The sequence below is a fragment of the Aestuariivirga sp. genome (assembly GCF_047602625.1).
In the GTDB taxonomy this organism is placed as follows: domain Bacteria; phylum Pseudomonadota; class Alphaproteobacteria; order Rhizobiales; family Aestuariivirgaceae; genus Aestuariivirga.
Window position 1 is genome coordinate 278,983 of sequence record NZ_JASGGV010000001.1, and the last position, 17,259, is coordinate 296,241.

General features: G+C 59.5%; 21 protein-coding genes. 9 read left to right on the plus strand and 12 right to left on the minus strand.

Features of this window, described 5'->3' with window-relative positions:
* Positions 1-351: 351 nt before the first annotated feature.
* From QM694_RS01430 to QM694_RS01445, 4 genes are all read left to right on the plus strand, one after another.
* The gene (locus QM694_RS01430; protein WP_415005167.1) at positions 352-792 is read left to right on the plus strand and encodes a TadE/TadG family type IV pilus assembly protein; all 441 of its coding nucleotides are present in this window, start codon (positions 352-354) and stop codon (positions 790-792) included.
* Between the two features lie 2 nt (positions 793-794).
* Positions 795-2,498, plus strand: coding sequence for a TadG family pilus assembly protein (locus QM694_RS01435; RefSeq protein WP_415005168.1), 1,704 nt, complete (start codon positions 795-797; stop codon positions 2,496-2,498).
* A gap of 151 nt (positions 2,499-2,649) precedes the next feature.
* Complete coding sequence (locus QM694_RS01440; protein WP_415005169.1) at positions 2,650-3,291, plus strand: hypothetical protein; 642 nt, start codon at positions 2,650-2,652, stop codon at positions 3,289-3,291.
* A 92-nt stretch (positions 3,292-3,383) separates the two neighbouring features.
* Positions 3,384-3,626 carry a hypothetical protein gene (locus QM694_RS01445; RefSeq protein ID WP_415005170.1) on the plus strand — a complete coding sequence of 81 codons (243 nt, stop codon included), beginning with the start codon at positions 3,384-3,386 and terminating at the stop codon, positions 3,624-3,626.
* Positions 3,627-5,342: 1,716 nt separating this feature from the next.
* On the opposite strand, the gene QM694_RS01450 is transcribed toward QM694_RS01445, so the two are convergent.
* Together QM694_RS01450 and QM694_RS01455 are read right to left on the minus strand one after the other, a co-directional pair.
* Positions 5,343-5,678 carry a helix-turn-helix domain-containing protein gene (locus tag QM694_RS01450; protein ID WP_415005171.1) on the minus strand — a complete coding sequence of 112 codons (336 nt, stop codon included), beginning with the start codon at positions 5,676-5,678 and terminating at the stop codon, positions 5,343-5,345.
* Positions 5,679-5,681: 3 nt separating this feature from the next.
* On the minus strand, positions 5,682-5,873 hold the full coding sequence (locus tag QM694_RS01455) for a ribbon-helix-helix domain-containing protein (RefSeq protein WP_415005752.1): 192 nt from the start codon (positions 5,871-5,873) through the stop codon (positions 5,682-5,684).
* A gap of 117 nt (positions 5,874-5,990) precedes the next feature.
* Between QM694_RS01455 and QM694_RS01460 the strand changes: the two genes are divergently transcribed.
* From QM694_RS01460 to QM694_RS01480, 5 genes are all read left to right on the plus strand, one after another.
* Complete coding sequence (locus QM694_RS01460; protein ID WP_415005172.1) at positions 5,991-6,320, plus strand: hypothetical protein; 330 nt, start codon at positions 5,991-5,993, stop codon at positions 6,318-6,320.
* Positions 6,321-6,440: 120 nt separating this feature from the next.
* Positions 6,441-6,881: a hypothetical protein gene (locus QM694_RS01465; RefSeq protein ID WP_415005173.1), complete on the plus strand. Its 441-nt coding sequence runs from the start codon at positions 6,441-6,443 to the stop codon at positions 6,879-6,881.
* Positions 6,878-7,561, plus strand: coding sequence for a hypothetical protein (locus QM694_RS01470; protein WP_415005174.1), 684 nt, complete (start codon positions 6,878-6,880; stop codon positions 7,559-7,561). Before QM694_RS01465 ends, QM694_RS01470 begins: the two co-directional genes overlap by 4 nt.
* The gene (locus QM694_RS01475) at positions 7,558-8,019 is read left to right on the plus strand and encodes a hypothetical protein (RefSeq protein ID WP_415005175.1); all 462 of its coding nucleotides are present in this window, start codon (positions 7,558-7,560) and stop codon (positions 8,017-8,019) included. Before QM694_RS01470 ends, QM694_RS01475 begins: the two co-directional genes overlap by 4 nt.
* Positions 8,020-8,028: 9 nt before the next feature.
* Entirely contained in the window at positions 8,029-8,274 is a 246-nt protein-coding gene (locus QM694_RS01480; RefSeq protein WP_415005176.1) for a hypothetical protein, read from the plus strand.
* A 43-nt stretch (positions 8,275-8,317) separates the two neighbouring features.
* On the opposite strand, the gene QM694_RS01485 is transcribed toward QM694_RS01480, so the two are convergent.
* The 10 genes from QM694_RS01485 to QM694_RS01530 form a co-directional block, all read right to left on the minus strand.
* Positions 8,318-9,907, minus strand: coding sequence for a hypothetical protein (locus tag QM694_RS01485; protein WP_415005177.1), 1,590 nt, complete (start codon positions 9,905-9,907; stop codon positions 8,318-8,320).
* Between the two features lie 57 nt (positions 9,908-9,964).
* Positions 9,965-10,165, minus strand: coding sequence for a hypothetical protein (locus QM694_RS01490; RefSeq protein ID WP_415005178.1), 201 nt, complete (start codon positions 10,163-10,165; stop codon positions 9,965-9,967).
* Positions 10,166-10,176: 11 nt separating this feature from the next.
* A complete protein-coding gene (locus QM694_RS01495; RefSeq protein ID WP_415005179.1) occupies positions 10,177-10,578 on the minus strand; it encodes a hypothetical protein in 402 nt (133 codons plus the stop codon).
* Positions 10,575-11,015, minus strand: coding sequence for a DUF5681 domain-containing protein (locus QM694_RS01500; protein WP_415005180.1), 441 nt, complete (start codon positions 11,013-11,015; stop codon positions 10,575-10,577). Before QM694_RS01500 ends, QM694_RS01495 begins: the two co-directional genes overlap by 4 nt.
* Entirely contained in the window at positions 11,012-11,431 is a 420-nt protein-coding gene (locus QM694_RS01505) for a hypothetical protein (protein ID WP_415005181.1), read from the minus strand. The genes QM694_RS01500 and QM694_RS01505 overlap by 4 nt, the downstream gene beginning before the upstream one ends.
* Entirely contained in the window at positions 11,431-13,080 is a 1,650-nt protein-coding gene (locus QM694_RS01510) for a hypothetical protein (RefSeq protein WP_415005182.1), read from the minus strand. The genes QM694_RS01505 and QM694_RS01510 overlap by 1 nt, the downstream gene beginning before the upstream one ends.
* Positions 13,080-15,314 carry a hypothetical protein gene (locus QM694_RS01515; protein WP_415005183.1) on the minus strand — a complete coding sequence of 745 codons (2,235 nt, stop codon included), beginning with the start codon at positions 15,312-15,314 and terminating at the stop codon, positions 13,080-13,082. Before QM694_RS01515 ends, QM694_RS01510 begins: the two co-directional genes overlap by 1 nt.
* 11 nt (positions 15,315-15,325) lie before the next feature.
* Positions 15,326-15,709 (minus strand): hypothetical protein, encoded by a 384-nt coding sequence (locus tag QM694_RS01520; RefSeq protein ID WP_415005184.1) that lies wholly within the window; start codon positions 15,707-15,709, stop codon positions 15,326-15,328.
* 4 nt (positions 15,710-15,713) lie between these two features.
* Positions 15,714-15,899 carry a hypothetical protein gene (locus QM694_RS01525; protein WP_415005185.1) on the minus strand — a complete coding sequence of 62 codons (186 nt, stop codon included), beginning with the start codon at positions 15,897-15,899 and terminating at the stop codon, positions 15,714-15,716.
* Positions 15,900-16,081: 182 nt separating this feature from the next.
* Complete coding sequence (locus tag QM694_RS01530; RefSeq protein ID WP_415005186.1) at positions 16,082-17,173, minus strand: PAN domain-containing protein; 1,092 nt, start codon at positions 17,171-17,173, stop codon at positions 16,082-16,084.
* Positions 17,174-17,259: the final 86 nt, after the last annotated feature.

A 17,259-nucleotide genomic window follows, 5' to 3' on the forward strand; every position in this document is an offset into this window, starting at 1 on the left:
TTGTGCCAGATTAAATCAACAGCAAAACATTCTTTGTATTCTATTGACCTTTCTATGTACTTTCGAGCGGCGTTCTCGATAGCCATCGTTAACGCCATCCAAAATTCCACTTCAAAGCGGACAGTGACGCTAAGTCAATATAATAACTAGAAAAATTCATAGGTGTACATTTTTGAAATAGCGCACAATTTTCCGCGGCTTTCGGCCTATGTATCGTCGGAACGAAGTAGTTAACTGCGTTTAGCCGGACTTTCCCTAGCGTTATTCGATAAATTGAAGTGTCAATTTAGGAATCCGTAAGCACGACAAGTCGGATTGTGGTCGTGTCACAACTGTGGAAAGGGCGAGGCTATGACCTTCTCTCCATTACCGTGCCGCATCTCGAAATTTCGCGCCAACGAAAGCGGCGGAGCTGCCGTTGAGTTCGCGCTTTCGGCACCGGTTTTCGTGTTGCTGCTGCTAGGAATGCTTGGGTATGGAATTTACCTTGGTACCGCCCACCAGGTGCAGGAACTGGCGACCAATTCCGCGCGCACCGCCCTAGCTGGCTTGAACACGGCCGAGCGCAACTCTCTGGTCGCCAGCTTTGTGGCCAGCAATATCGGCAGCTACAGCTTCATCGACAACAGCAAGCTGCGCTACATGGTGAGCAACAGCGCCGACCAGAACGAAGTCATCGTGACGGTCAATTACAACGCGGCCGAGCTGCCGATCTGGAGCTTGCTTCCTGCGTCCCTGCTACCGTCTAAACAGATTATCCGCACGTCGTCGGTACGCATCGGAGGGCTCTGATCATGCGCCGGAGCGTGCGGGCATTTCTACGCGATTCAGGCGGAAACATCGCCATCCTGGCGGCTCTGTGTTTTCCCGTTTGCGTAGCAGCCACGGGGCTGGGCGTTGACGAGGGTTCAATCTATCTCGAAAAAACCAATCTGCAATCGGTCACCGATCTCGCGGCGATCGTTGCCGCCTCCAACATCGATAAAGCGGAAAAGGCGGCGTCGCAGGCGTTTAAGGATAACGGCTTTGTGCCACAGGATGCGCTTGGCGGCGGCGGCATTGTCTCCGGCGAAGCCAACGACAGCCCGGTGGTCTCGGTCCAGCGCGGGCATTACTCGGCAGACACCAGCGTGCCCGTCGCGCAGAGATTCACAAACAATGCCACGCCTTACAACGCCGTTCGGGTCGATGTCAGCAAGCCCGCCACGCTCTATTTCCAGGCCATGTTCCGCAAGCCGCCGACCATCAAGGTCAGCGGCATTGCCAGCACGACGCCGGAAGCCGCCTTCAGCATCGGGTCGCGCCTCGCGCAGGCGGATGGCGGCATTGCCAATGGGGTGCTGGGAGGCCTGCTTGGCACAAGCCTTTCGCTAAGCGTCATGGATTACAACGCCCTGCTCTCGAGCCGCGTAAATGTGCTCTCTTTCATGGACGCGCTCGCCAGCGAAATGAACATCCGGTCCGGCACCTACAATGATCTTCTCAGCGCCAATGCCACCATGGGTCAATTCGGCAGCGCCCTCGCCGACGTCACCGGAGATCAGGCAAGCGTCAACACCGCCGTCAGAGACTTTGGCCGCGACGCCAAATATTCTTCCGTCACCATTCCCCTGAGCCATATGTTTGATCTGGGATCGTCAGGCAATCTGCGTATCGGCCAAGGCTCTGCAGCACTGGATGCGACGGCGAATGTGATGGATTTGATTACGTCTGCCGTAACGGTCGCAGACGGAACCCATCAGGCAACGGTCAATCTGGGCGCTACGCTGCCGGGTCTTGCGGCTACCTCCCTCACGGTCGCCATCGGAGAACCGCCGCAGCATTCGCCCAGCTTTACCGTGGGCGGAACGGGAAGCATCGTGCGCACGGCGCAAACGCGTTTGCGTCTCATCGCCACCATTGGCGGGTCTGGCGTTCTCAATGGCCTCAGCATCAGACTGCCGCTCTATCTCCAGCTTGCCTACGGCGAAGCCACGGTCTCTTCCGTTACATGCCCCGGCGGGCAAGCCACACATGCCATGGTCAATCTCGCCGTTACACCGGGCGTGGCCGACACCTGGATCGGCGAAGTTTCCGGCGGAGGCCTAGCCGATTTCACATCCGCCACGCCGGTTTCAAAGGCAACACTGATTGACGCTTCCCTTGTGAAGGTAACGGGGCAAGCGCACGTCAACATCGGCAGCATGTACCCGCAGACAGTGCCCTTCGATGCTTCGGACATTGCGGCGAACAAGGTCAAGACGGTTTCCAGTAATGAACTCACCCAGTCGCTTACTGCATCGCTCGTCAGCAATCTTGATCTCAGCGTACAACTCGGCGGGTTAAGCCTGCTTTCCACGGGCGCTGTTACGGCATCGCTGAAGGGAACGCTCTCCAGCGTCACACCCACACTTGATTCGGCGGTCAACACGATCCTTGCCCTCGCAGGCGCAAAAGTCGGATCGGCCGATGTCTGGATCGACGGCGTGCGCTGCAGGATGGCGGTGCTGGTGCAATGAAAAATCTTCACCGAGCCCGTTGCGGGTTCTGCGATCCACAATCTCTTTCAGGAATTTTCGGTGCGTGATGCGCTTCCCCGTGGATGGGGAGCCTTTCAACTCCGGAGATAGAGAGCGGCTACGGCTGCGTGTGTACAAAATGGAGAGTTACATGCGTAAGAATTTTCGCAAGAACGTGCTGACTATCGCCTCCATCGCCTTTCTCGCTTCGGCGGCTGGCGCATATGCTGACGGCCTCGGTGGACTGGGGAACGCCGTCGGCAACACGGTGGGCGGCTTGGGAAATACCGTGGGTAACACTGTCGGCGGGCTTGGCAAAGCGGTCGGAAACACTGTCGGCGGTGTGACCAAAGGCGTCTCCACAACGGCATCGGCCACGGTTGGAACGGCAAACTCCCTCGTGAGCGTCAAGGCGGATTCAGCCCTGATCGGCGGCATCCACGCCCGCCTCGGCGTCCTGACGCCGAAGCAGCTCGTCAAGCTCTGCGTGTCAGCCGGCGGCGGCAAGGGCTGCGGAACCGGCACTCCGGCACAGGTCAAGAGCCTGATTGACGCCCGCTTGAGCGTTCTCAAGCGCAATCAGCTTATCGCACTTTGCGTCTCGGCAGGCGGAAGCTGTGGCGTCACGCGCGCCGCCGTTGCCACGCCGGCACAGCCGCCCAGGACAGGCGATGGCGGCAATGGCGGCAAGACAGCCAGAAACATTCCGCTGACCTGCATGAAAATCATGAACAGCCCGGCCTCCTACGAAGCAGGCCTCGTCAGCCTCTGCCGCCAGATGGCGGCGCGGTAACACCACCGGAAGCCCGTCTCCCGGGGCGGGCTTTTCAATTCTTTGAGGGGGATTTGCCAACGTGTCACAAGCAGTGCCTCCGGAGAACGTGCATGAAGTCAAACCTTATCCCTCTCATCGACAACCGTATTGCCGAGTTTCTTAAGGCTGACATGACCGTCGATATTCCCCAGATTGTCAAAGAATTGGGCGGTAGTACGAAAATCCCGCGCGCTGAACTCTCCCGGCTCGTGGCCGAACGGGCGATACGGTCGGGAGCAGTGAAATATTGGGATTATCCGGTTTCTGAGCCAGAGCTGCCACCTGACGCGGGCTTTTTGACGAGCGTCAAATAAGCCTGGATTTCTTCAAGGCCAGTTTCGCTCAGGCCGGTGATCGCGGCAATGGGCTGTTGATCCACAGCGAGCAGGCTCTCCGGAAATGCGTAGCCCGCCTCGATCAACGCGCAGATACTCTGCTCTGAAAGGCCCCGGTCCATAAGCGGATGTAGTTTTTCCATGGCCGGGAAAACGCTCCAAATCGCGCGGTTTGCCGTGCTGGCGGCCGGGGCAGGTTCATATCGAAGCGGACGAAACAGAAGCTTTTATGTTCTCAAGGGGACGGACAGCGCACACAAAACGGCCCGTCGAGGGGGCATTAAAGTTGACGGAACCATTCTGTGGCAAGCGCGGTGAGCAGGAAGCGCCCGCCGCCAAGGTAGACAAAACCTATGGAGGTTTCGTCAAGCCGGTTGCTGGCCTTTTAGCAAATGCGGCAAGGATTGATGCCGATTTAATCCCCGATAGGAATAATCGGCCCGTCGATTTGCACTGGAACAACCGGACCGCTTAAGTCGAAAGTCATTGTGAATCTCCATGTTGACGGTTTGAGGCTATCGCAGGCCGCAGGATTTGGGAAGACCTGGGCGTTACGTCACGCTTTACGTTACTGCCCGCAGCCGCAGGACGGGCTTTCCGCGCCGTCGCAGCACTGCTGCATACCGTCACCGGCACAGCCGCAAACGCCGTGGTGATGAGAGCAGCAGCCGCTTCGGGCCTCCTGCCAGAGCGATATGGCAGGCGATGGCGCCGGAACCGGGCAGTTTGTGATGGTGTCCGCAGACATTCCGCAGAGGCTTGCCGGATCGCCGTCGCTCGCCCATGCCGGGCCGTTGAAAGCCAGCGCCGCGAGGATCCCCAGAACCCCACCCAGCTTCATTGCCCCCTCAGCTACAGCGCCTTCGCCGCATCAGCAACCCACCGAAAAGCGCAGTCGCAAACAATGGGAAAGCCGTGGGCAGTGGAACCGGGGACGGCGAACCACCCGAAATCGTCAAGTAGTTTATAGAGGCAGCGAACGCCCCGGTGCAAAACGTGAGATCAGAACAATCCTTGAAGCCGAAAGAGCCCGTCCCAATTCCGTTGCCCGGCCCACTCACTGTGGAAAACCAAGAGAGTGACGCCGCCAGATCAACGACATTGGTTGAGTTGCTAGAGCCAACTGAGAACACAAGGCTCAGGAGATGATTTCCGGAACTGTCTGCGAATTGCTGATCGAGTTCAAAAATAATTGTGGCGAGGCCACCCGCCACGGTCTTGGTCATATGGAATGTTGCAGGCTCACTACCAACGTATGAAACAGTTCCTTCGCCATCTACCGAGAGGGACAACGACAGCAGCGCAACTTGACCACTGATAGAGTTCTGACGTGCTAGTCGTTACCCTGCTGGTGTCCAGCGTTGGGTCGAACGAAAACGTCGCATAAAAGTTGGGATTGACTATGCCCGTTGCAAGATCAATCCCTGAACCATGCCCAAACACATTCCCCGAAACTAGGCCCGCGAAACTCGGAAGAGTGCCAGCATAAAATGCGGCGACAAGGAGCGCGGCACGCAAAAACACCCCACGAGCAACAGACATGGAGCCCCCGTTCAAGATTGGTTGCTTGAGATCGAAAGTTAACAATAGTTAAAATTAGTCGCGCACTAGAGTCAATGGCCTTCTGGCGTGAGTTTGGAGGCTTTGATAGCGCGCCGTGCCTCTTCCCGCGTCACACCAAGTTCGCGGGCTGCCTTATTGATCCCGCTTTCGGGCCTGCCGACCTTTAGAGCCGGATATTAGCAACTGAGCTGTATGGCGAAGGGCTGCTTTTGCGACTTCAATCTGTTCCTTATCGGCAGTACCGGTAGCGGCAGGTCTATTGTAACGCCTTGTTACTGGCTTGCGAAGTTTCTCACGCCACTTTTCTATGTCACTCGCGGTCACGAAATATTTGTTTCCTATGTGCTCGCACTCCAACTCACCTTTGCGGATCGCCGCTCGAAGGGTGTTCTTGGTGATTCCGCCATTTGGGAAAAAGTAGCTGACCGCCGCATCCAGAGGGAAAGGCAGATTTTTCTGATCCGACATCGCTTAAAACAACCCGCGCCGCTTCAGAAATTCCGTGAGTATCTGCCGGATCGTTTCCGGCCTGGACTCCGCTCCTGTCGCTTCCATGTGCTTGTCTACAGCGGAGAGAAGGTCAGGGAGAAGGCGGACGTTGATTTGCTCGCCGCGCCCGGTGGCCGGACGCCCGCGAGAACGCTTCGCAGCATCTTTTTTCATGGTATCCAAAAATAGTTGTTGCGGTGGTCAGTATTTTAGGATACCACAATTGCAGGCCAAGGGGAAGCAGCGAACTTCCCCAAGGCCCTAACCAAACCCGCAATTGGAGTTGCGAACATGGCTACCATCAATTCTACCACAACCCCGTCCCGTTTTCACAATCTCTCTCCCACCATGCTTGCCGATCTGATTGGCGAGCTGGACCGGAAGGCGAAGGCCGCCACCGCCGAACTCGACGCCGCCAAGGATGCCTTCAAGGCCCGTGGCATTCTCATTGCCGAAGGTGACGCCTTTGCCGTGATGATGCAGAAATCCATCCGCCAGACGCTCGATACCACCGCTGTGAAGGCCGCGATGGGGCAGGAATGGGTGGACGATCATTCCAAGCTGGCGGAAGTGACCAGCCTGCGGATCACCGCCTGCAACAAGGCGCTCGCCGCCGCCTGATTACTGGCCCGGCCCCAAGGGTATGTGTGTCACGCACATACCCTTCGGGCGGCGCGGGGTGAGTGCATCACACCCTCACCTTTCCACCATTCCCCAATCTGAACCACGGAGGACAGCCCCATGGCTGATTTTCTGAACGGCATGCCTTTGCCCGAATCCCGGCAGGGCATCGAGGACATGATCGAAGCCCTGATCGCGCGGCTCGACGCTGCGGACGATGATCCGGACCTTGAAGACACTGGCGACGATGAACCAACCCTTGGCGCTGCCGACAGCGGCTATGGCTGGTCCGGCCATAATCTCCTGCATTCCCATCAGCCGATGAGCGATGAGTGCGAGGCTGACGCCGACAATGAGCCGAGCCTTGGCGCACTGGAGCGCCATCCCGGCCCCTTCGAAACCAGGCAGCGCAGCCAGTTGTCATGGGGAGCCAGCGGCACCGATGACCGCGAGGACGCCTGCGAGGACGAAGGCTGGCAGGACGATCAGGAGAGCGAAGGCCCGCTCGACGCCGTCCGCCACTGGCCTTGCAACCCCATCAGCTTTGGAGCAACCCCATGACCATCTCACTGAACCGCCGCGCCATGCTCGCGGCATCCGCCGCCGTGGCAACCGTCTCCACCGTGCCTGCCCTTGCCATGGCTCCCGATGGCGAGGCGCAGCTTCTGGAGGCCCTTGCCGCGATCCGCGACGCCGCCGCCCTGTGCAGGCGGGACAGCGCCTTCCTTGACGGCCTGATGGCCCAGCATGCCGCCGCACGGCCTGCCCTGCCGGAGGTCTGCCGCTTCCACGATGAAGACGTGCAGGCCTTCGACCTGCCGCGCCCGGCCAACCCGGACAGCGATGGCACGTTCTATACCCCATGGGACCGCAAGGAACTGGAGGACTGGAGCCTCTATCGCCGGGTCACAGGCGGAGAGGCCGCGAACCAGCGGCGTCTGGAAATCCTCGCCGCCCTCAAGGCATGGCGCGCGGAAGGCGACCGGCTTGAGGAAGCTATGGGCGTCACTGCCGCAGAGACGGCATGGGAAGCCCGCCTGCAGGAGATGGACAACGCCACCGAGCGCCTGGCGGCGCTTGAGGCCAGCACCATGCAAGGCGTCCGGGTGAAGCTGGTGGCGCTGCACGAAATCGCCGCCTTCGAGAACATGGAACCCACCGAGGTTGGCGAGGACTGGCGCATCAACACCATGGCCTCCAGCATCCTGTCCGATCTTCTCCGCTTTGGAGGTCTGCAATGAGCAAGCCCGACTATTCCGCCACGCGGGTTCTGGAGGTTATTCCGCCCCAGCACCTTGCCACCATGGAGGCCATGCCGGCCGCAGAGTTGCGCGCCATGCAGGATGTTATGACGTCTTTGGGCGACGTGGCGCAGGCGTTTCACTGCCAGCCTCGTTTCACCAAGCATACCGGCCCGAAAGGCTCTGTGGTGCCCACGGAGCCGGGCAATATCCTCGAGGACGTCATCAACCTGCTCGCAACTTACGCCACGGCTGCGGCGGCAATCTCGGCTGCTGCCGAGCCGGTCACTGCCAATGACGCGAACGACAAGGCTTGGACGCTCTTGCAGTATCACGCCAACAACTTGGCCGACGACCTGCCAGCCTTCGTTGCCCTCGCCGCCGAAATGGCAAGAGATTGGGACGACGCGCGGGACCGAGACTGGATCAAGGAACACACCACCGGCAAAGCCGCATAGGAGGCTGGGATGCCAACCAATCGTAGTAACGCAATCTTCGACGCCAGCGTGAAGCTGGAAACCGCCAACTCCCTGCTGCGCAGCCTGATCCTGATCTTTCAAGTCAGGGGCAAGCACAGCGATGTGACGGACCATGATGTGATCAACGTGCTTTACGATGTCATGGACCGAACAGTGGCGGCAGAGGAGGAACTCGACCGCCTCTATGGACTGGAACCGGGCCAGCCCAAGCAAGCGGCCAAGAAAGCCGCCTAGACGCACAGGGAAGGCCGTGGGCGGGGCTGCTATCTCACATTTCCTATGTCGGGCGCCCAAAGCGACGCCCGATTGTGCTGTCTACAAAGTCGTCAAAATCCCGACTAAAAAGCGGCTTTGCGGCTTGGACCAACTCCGGGAAGGCGCGCTTTAGGTAGGGGAGCAGTCCCCAGCTGGTCATTTCGCCACCAGCGAATTTTCTTTCCACGAACTTCTCTACACCGATAGAGCGAATTACCTGGACAGCTACCTCCAACTCATCGACCGAGCACAAAATATAAGGGCTATTGATCCGCATGTCATCGGGAACGCCGTGGGCTCGACATTCTTCAATGACAAGACGGTCAAGTTCCGAATATGTGTAATCTCCGAACACATGCCAATTTTCCAAAGTCACGACTAATGGGAAAATCGCTTTTTCGGTTGTTGCCTGAAAATGAGGGTAATGCCCGGCTCTACAATCAGCGATATTTCGGTAGGTCTGCGCTACTGCTTTCGCTACATATTTCAGCTGATTGATCATCGGCGCAATGTCCAGCAGAGCAGCTTTAGCGTCCATGGTAAGGCGTTTCAATTTTACCTCGACAAACAACGCTGCTCGATCATCCCACACAATCCAATCCACTGAATCGAGTTGGCGCTTGCCGATTGAATATTTTGTCTCCGCGGCGATTCGTGCGCCATTTTCGCCCATGCTTCTGGATAGAACCTCTCCAACATACGCCTGCAACGACGAGCCGAGTGCATTGCCAAAATCGGGATGATCGTTCAGGTCATAATAGAGGCCGGGGCCAAAGCGCCAAAACAGAAGGGTGGGTTGGGCACACAGAAGTTCTGTGCGTCCGTCAAACTCGATTCTGATTAGCGGTTTTGCCCGGAGCGGATTATAGGAATAAGAGTACCGCTCATCATACGCTTGCGCATCCTTTAGCGCACTGCGTATCTGATCTAGACCGCACGAGCACAACGAAACGAAACGCGCAACTGTATCTTCCGATATACCTTTGATGTTTGATGCTATCGGCTCGCGAATGATAAATTTTTCTAGGACCATTCCGAGGGCCGCCAAACCACAAATGAAAATGTCTTGAATGCTTATTCCAATCCGCTCGCGTGCGATCCTATTAATCTCTTCAGAATTGTATATCTTGAGATATCGAGCCATCACCACCCGGCTGGGGGGATGGGACTGCCAGGGAAATTGCCTATGGCTAATTCTGGCAACTTCAACCAATATGTTTTCGTGATCCCCGTATTCTTCGCTGATGCGCTCTTCTAAGAATTTGAGCCGATTGAATAGATTTGCAAAGTCACCCCAACGCCTCAATGACTTAGTTGAAACGGGCGCTGTAGTCGCGTTCAAAAAAATTTCTCTGGTAAGGGTTTCCAGTTCCCATTCCGATATCAGAGCTTGGCGTTGAGACGCCGCTTTGACCCTGAAATCCACATCCATATCGGTAGGAAGTTGAAATTCTTTCATCTGTAGCCATTGGGTGTAGGCCCAAATGGCATAAATCGACTCACGCAACGAATAGTTGGAGCAGGCATTTCGGAATGGTTTGTATAGATCGTAGACGGCCATACGTCCCAATATATTGAGGATAACCTCCGAGTCGAGCTTGTGATCCGGCAATGGCTATCCGCTGGACCCCGCAGCGCGAGGACATAGAACGACAACCATTCTTTCTGCCTAAGCCGCCTCGCCGTTCAGCCAGTAGCTGTTGCGCTCCACGAGGTCACGAACCAGCACCAGAGCATTGCCATTTCCGTCGAGCGCCGGGGTGCGATCCGGTTTGACGATAACGCGGCGGATTTCCGTGATTGCCTCATGGCCGGTCTGGGGCGCGGCCTTCTCCAGCTGCTCAAGGCGGGTTGCGAGTGACTTTGCCATGGTGTTTCCTTTCAGGCCGGTACGTCTGCAAGATCGGATTCGGTCAAACCTTCAGCGGCATATCTCGCCAGCAGCTCAGCCCGTGTCAGCCCGTCTCGCTCCGCCTCGGCCCTCATGCTTTCGCGGATGCTGGCCTGCAGCTGGCTGATGCGCTCATCGAGGAACTCATCTGAAACGGCATCGAGCGGGACAGGACGCCAGAGCGGCAGATCGGCGGCATGCGGTGAACTCGAGGCCGTGAACCCCTGGCCTTTGCGGTGCGCGGCTGTGCGGGCAGCAACGACGCGGGGGTCACTGTCGCCACCGTCAGGAACACGCATCACGATAACGGTGGCTTCGGTCAGTTCCTTCGGCCCTCCCCATCTGGAATGGGATTCCAGCCGCGTGATGCGCTTGTCCTGGGTGGCGCTCATTTGCCGCTCTCCGCTTCCAGCCGTGCGATGCGCTGTTCAAGCTCCCGGCGCTCGATGGCCGCGCCCACGTTCTCGATTACGGCGGACACGTCCCGCGCCTCGTCGGGCGTGATGTCGCCGGAGCCGAGCGCTTCCAGAACCTTGGCGCTGGCAGCCACAAGGCTTTCGACGCCGCTGATGTTGCCGATGTCGAGGCGGATCGGCCGGGACTTGCGCGGGGGCAGGATGCGCTCCAGACAAAGCCGCAGGGCCTGCCCGTCGCCTTCCAGTGCCATTTCGACGGCCTTGCGCGTCAGGGCCTCAGTCTCCCCATCCAGCAGCTTCTCAGCCGCCAGCGTGGCCTTATTGCGCGATCCTGACGGCCTTCCCGCTGGATTGCCGCTCTGGCCGGGCTGGAACCGGGAATCCTGTTTCGCTTCTGCAGGATCAGGCATCATTGCAGGCGCTGTCCGTCTTGGAACACGCCCAGATCGGCGAGCGTCGTTCCGGCCTGCTGTTCAAGGTACTGGCGGGCGTTGAACAGGCCGGTGGCAATCTCCTCGCAGCCGCTCTTGACGAACTGCGCCAGGGCGGGCGTGTCACCCTCTTCCGCCGTCTCCGCCATCCTGTGCAGGAAAACGGCAACACAGCGCGCCGCGTCGATCATCATGGCGGCGTCAAGGCCGGATTTCGGGCGGTGCATCATCATCGCGCCGCGCAGGACTTCGAGGGTGGCAAGCGCCAGTTCCGAGTCTTCCGCTCCTGCCTGCGCGCGGCTGAACCATTCGAGCCCCTGTTCCTGCATGGCACGGGCGAGCGGGAGAAGCTCAGGGCTTTCCGGTTCTGCGGATTTGCGTTTGCGCTGCTTTGCCATCAGTGGGCGGCTTCCAGCGCACGGGACAGCATCGAGGCGATGAGCGCCTTCTGGGCCGATGGTGACACCTTCTCGCCGATGCGGGCTGCCGCACCCAGCTTGTTGCCGACTTCACCGACGACGCGCGGCGATGACGCCAAAAGCAGAGGCAACAGCAGGGGATTGAGCCAGGCGGCGGCATTGCCTCCGCCCATGGCGACGGCCTTGGCGAGGACACCCTTTGGCAGCACAGAGGCCATCTCGCGGCCCGCGATCGATGATTTCAGATTGGGGGCGCCAGCGTCCTGAAGCTGCTCGAGCAGCTTGCCGCGCCGGTCGTTGGTCATGGAGGTGCGCAGCTTGTTGATCACGGTGTCGGGGGAGACGTTGCTGCCCGGAACCAGCGATTTCTCAAGGTCGCTTTTGAGGTTCATGGCGGCTTCGTAGTCGCCCATCGCCTTGCGATATTCAGGCACTTGCTCGATGATGGCATCCTTCACCGCATTGGTGGCGGTGGTGACGAGGCGGCGCTCGTTGGCGGCATTGCCATCCGTGGCATTGGGCTGCATCCGAGAATAACGCTGCTTGAGTGCGTCCATGGCGATGGGCGTCCGGCCCTGCGGATGGGACTCCCATTCATCAAGCAGCTTCTGCATCTGGTCGAGCTTGGCAAACTCGGCGGGCGTTCCCTTGTTGAGGGGCGCATAGGCAGCGGCATTGGAGGCAAGTTCGCCTTCTCCTGCCGCCTGTTCCGGGAAGCCAACCTGGAGCGATTGCCGCAGTTCATCGAGCGCCTTCCGCACCGGATTGGTATCAACCACCGCGCCACTGTTGGCGGTGGACTGCATGTTGGCGCGATATTCGGCGCTGCGCTTGTCGGCAAGGCTGCCCATGGCATCACGCGCCTGGCCGATGATGGCCTCGTCGGGGGTGTTGCCGCGCATCGCATCGCGGAAAGCCTTGCCGGACTCGTCGCCCATCAGGAAGCCCCGGATTTGATCCTTGAGGCTGTTCCCAGCCGCTGCGGCGCTGCGATAGCCGGAGAGGGCAGATTCCCGGATCGCTTCAGCGGGCGCGCCAGTGGTCAGCGAGAGCGGCCAGCTTGCGGCATAGCCCGCACCTTTCGTCACTCCCTTGCCGGCCACGGCAGCGGCCTTGAATGGATTGGTCACGTCAGCGGCGGTGGCGAGCGCACGGGGGAGCATTGTGCCTTCCAGCATTGGCACGCGGGCCGCTGCACCGGCACCACCAGACAGGAGCATCGAGGCATCGCCGAGCGCGCCAACCGGGTCTTCGATCATCGTCCGGCGGATGTTCTGCATGCCGCCGTAGCGGTCCCGCATGCCCTGCGCGAGAGCGGACGCCATCTGCATGTCATGGCCCGGCGTCATGTTCATGAACTCAGGCGTGACAGCGTTCCATGCGTGACCCAAGCCGCCGCTGATCAGCGCGCCGGTGTTGTCCACGGTCTGGAGGGGATGGCTGACGGCGTCATAGATACCCGACGCCATGCGCTTCGCAGAGGGCAGGATGTTGCCGGGCAACTCGCTCCAGCTTGGCTGCTGCTCGTCACTGACATGCTGTTGCAGGGCTGCAAGCGCGCCTTCCTCGTTCTCGCCATCAACCTGATACTGAGCGCCATCCGGCCCGGTAATGAGGAACGTTGCCATCAGGGGGATACCTTCTGGATCGTGTAGCCGTTGATGACTGTCGGCCCTTTGCCGCCCGGCGCAATGCCGTGGCTGGTGAGCCATCGAACGGCTTCCTCGTCGCTCTTCAGCATGCGGGAGCGGCGCGTTCCTTCGATCTGCTCCGCTGAATACTGTCCCGCACTTGGCCTATTGCCTGCGGGGCGATCCGGGCCCTGTGGCGTCATGTAGGTGGCAGGGACGTTGGGAATGTCGAACAGCGCGCGCACGCGGTCATTGCCTTCCTGGCCCTCAGGATAGACCCGGTTCAAGTCGGCATTGAAGCCGCGCGCGATTTCCGCATTCGCTACCTTGCCGATGTGGATCAGGCGGCGGATCGAGGATTCATCGAGCGTGATGGATCCACCTGCGGCCTTCTCGGCGAATTCGCGGTCAGCATCGGAGATTTGCGTGCTGCCCACTGTCGATTTGAGCAGTGCCGCCACTTGCGGCGCAATGGCGGCGCGGAAGGTTTCCGTATTGGTGACAGCGGATGGGTCGGCACCGAAATAGGCAGCAATCTTCTGGAGCGCGAGTTGCTGATTGGCGAACTGGCCGGTGATGATGCCGCCATCAAGAGCGCGTTCCGCATTTTCGAGGGCGCGATAGCCAGACGCTGCCACACGGGCGGCATCGGCGCGAGCCTTCGTCTCATCGAAGATTTTATCTTCTTTCACACCGCTGCCAGCCCCAACGCTGATGTTTGTGACTGGCGTTTTGGATTTCTCCCATGTGCCATAATCGACGGGCTGGCGGCCCGCCGCTTTCTCCTGCGCTGAATAATATTCATACTCCTGCACCGATGACGGCTGCCTGGTGTTGCCGCTGTCGGGAGCTACGATCCATTTACCGGCTTTGGGATCATACAACCTGCCATCCCCGGCATTCACCAGTGACGTGTCTGGATGCTGGAGCTTCTCGAGCTGAGCTTGCTTGATCGCCAGATCAACCTTGTCGGCCTCGCTGGGATTGGCCCGCGCATATTCCTGCTGAAACGCATCGAGGATCATCTTCTGCTGGGCCGGAGGCATCCAGACGAAATTCGGACTGCTGATTGTCTGCTGCAACACGGCCAGCCTATCGTTGCCTGCCGGGGCTGTTCCGCCATCCTGTGCAATGCCGGTTTGCTGGGGCAGAGAAGGCCCGCCAGCGGGCATGGGCTGCTGGATGGGCGGTTGCGCCATACGGGGCGCAAAGGGATTCCAGCCTCCACCCTGAGTCACGGAGCCGCCTTGCAGCACGGCACGGTTGCGCGGATCGATTGCGCCGCCGTCCTTGGCCGCCGCCGTCATGTTGAGGCGCTGGAATGCCGTCATCGGGCGTTGCTGGACCGGCTGCTGCATCGGTGGCGCTGCAGCGGGGATGACCTGCGGCTGGGGAACGGGCTGCTGCGCTGGCGGGGCAACGGCTGCCGCGCCGTTGAAGCTGAGGCCCATCGGCGGCTGGGCCGTGGCAGGGGTGTCAGCGGCGGGCTGGACCGTAGGAGCGCCATTCTGCGCCAGCAGCGCCATGGCCTTGGCACGGTGCGCCGCCATCTGGTTGTTCACCTTGTCGGCCACGGTGCCCGGAGCGCCGCCTGCCGCTGCATCGCTGGCTCCGTACCGGCCAACCTTCCCGGCATTGATGGCGCTGTAAATGTCCATCAGCCCCATGCCGGGCTTCACGCCAGCATCGGTAAGGTATTTCGCAACAGCGCCATTCGCGCCAAGCTGGGAGCCAACCGGGTTGTTCCAGTCCACCCCGTATTGCTGGGCCTGCGGCTGGCCGAACTGGATGAGGCCCTTGTGCTGGCCCCATTTCGTGGTCGGCCCCGCTTTCGTGGGATCGAACGTGCCTGCCGTCTCATAGGAAATGGCCGTGGCGAGATCGACGGGGCTGATGCCAAGCGCATTGGCGGTCTGCACAATACCGTCTTTGACGTTGGCGGGCACCGATGCAGGCGCTGAGGCTGTTTCACGTGAAGCGCCGGGAGCAAGCACGTTGCCCCAGAATGCGTTGCTGAAATCCCTGCTCGCGCCAGTGCGCATCCGGGTTTCGTCACCGTTGACGCGGTTCATTGCCGCGTAGCCCATCATCATGGGGATCAAGCCCGCCGACTGCATGAGGCGCTGCGCTGCCTCTTTGCGCCGGTCCAGATCGTCCGGTGAGATGAAACCATTGCCGCCGCCGCCGAAGGCATCGGAACCGTTCATCAGCAATCCAAGCAGTCCGCCCATCGCGCGTTCCTTCAGCCCGAGTTCCAGTTTGTCGCATAGAGGCCGCCGCGCGGCTGGTACCGGAGATACGCCGGATCGATTTCTCCCAGACCGCTGCGGTTGGCGGTGTTGCGCATCATGTTGGAAAATGCGCTGTCACCGTTCGGCAGCATGCCGTTGGCTTGCGATGGCTGCTGCTGCCCGGACCCCTGCATCATCGCGCCGCCCATGATTTGCGGAAGGATGCCGCTTTGGGAAAGCAGGAAGTGCGCCGCCGCCTGCCGGGGATCGTTGCTCTGGGGAGCGCTGGTGAAGGTGTTGGCGGAAAAGCTGCGGGGAAGCTCCGCCCCCATTTTGCTGTCGCTGTTGAAACCGAATGGATTACCGGTGCGGAGCAGATTGCCAAGAATGCCCATGAGACTATTCCTCCTCGCTGTCAGGATCGCGCGATGCCGGGCAGGGCGCATCGAGGCGCTGCAATTCGGCGAGCACGCATTGGCGCACGATGGCGCTCATGCCCCGCGATTCCGAACGCGCGGCGGATTTCAGGCGATGGCTGAGACTTCGGGGAATGCGGACGCGCAACACGGCGTCGAGGTGGCTCATTTCCAAACTCCGGACAAGCGCCGTCATCACGACAGTGGCTTTCGTGCGGAGGACGTTACTACAAATCGCGAGTCCCGGAAAGCATAAGTTGGGGACAACGCGAAGAAATCTGCCCCTATATTTATATATAGAAATATCTCGCGCCCGCCTGCGTACTGCGCACCTTCGCGCAGCCCTGTCGTTTAATTCGACAAGCGTTTGACGCCAGAAATGGCGATGCGAGTCTTGACTGGCGCCGGTAGATAACTCTTCAGCCAGCACATGGAATGGCGGCTCGTATAGGTGAAGGCCATGCACCGGCCATCCTGTTCGCAGGTTTGAAGGCAGGCCACGAATGCCACGCCCTTCAAGCTCGCATAGTCCGCACCCGGCAAATCAGTCTTCTCGAACACAGTGATCGAAGATTGATGAAGCTGGCCTTCAATCTCTGCGCGGTACCCGGTTTCCGCGTTGGGATTGCCCACAACCATTGAACCACTGGCCTTCAGAAAACAGGCGGCGTTTGGCCGATTGAATGTAAACGCCATGCAGTTGCTGTTTCCTGTGCAGGCTGACGCGCAATCATCGGCAGAAATGTTGCGGATTGGCATGCGCGGGAGATCGAATCCGAAAATATCATATCCGGCAACGCGTTTGAGTCTGCTGAGGCCGCCTGTTCCAAATCCGCTGGTGTCTGGGCGCTGGGTCGCAGGCGCAGGCAATGAGACTGTAGGGACGGGCGTTGATGCAGGCGTGTTATTGATGACCTCCATCTCGAGGCCCAGCGCCTTCGCCTGGTCAGGGGTTAGCCAGTTCAGGCTCTCATTGGGGTTTCGTTCTGTCGCAAAGGCAATGAACGACTGTGTTAGGCCGAGTTGACCGAGATAGGCTCCAACGAGGGCATTTCCAGCCCCTGTGACCTGTCCGTCGTCGCCATTGTAAGCGGCATGGAATCCGATCTGTGCAACCGGGCTCATGAGGCGCTTCGTGCCGCCCAGCCAGATCAGCGCGCAAGCCGATGCGCACCGCATGCCGTTATCTACCCATGTCACATACTCTTTAAGACGGATTGCCTTTCCGATTTCCAGGCCAGCATTAAGATTGCCGCCGTCGCTGTCGAGCAGCACAACTGCCTTGGGAACATTCAGGGCAATGCTGACGAATTTCTGTTCATCGCCGCGCTGCAATTCGCCGGAGACTTGGATTATACCCAAATCAGGGGTCGATTCCGGGCGTAGGACTATTTCCGCTGCCGATGCCGCGAGCATCTGCGCGAAAAGGCCAATAAAGGCCATACAGAAACCACCGATGCCGTGTCGAAGGCCCATTCTCGTATTCAGACCCAGAACTTGCGGTTTGTCGAATCCTATTCAGATGGATT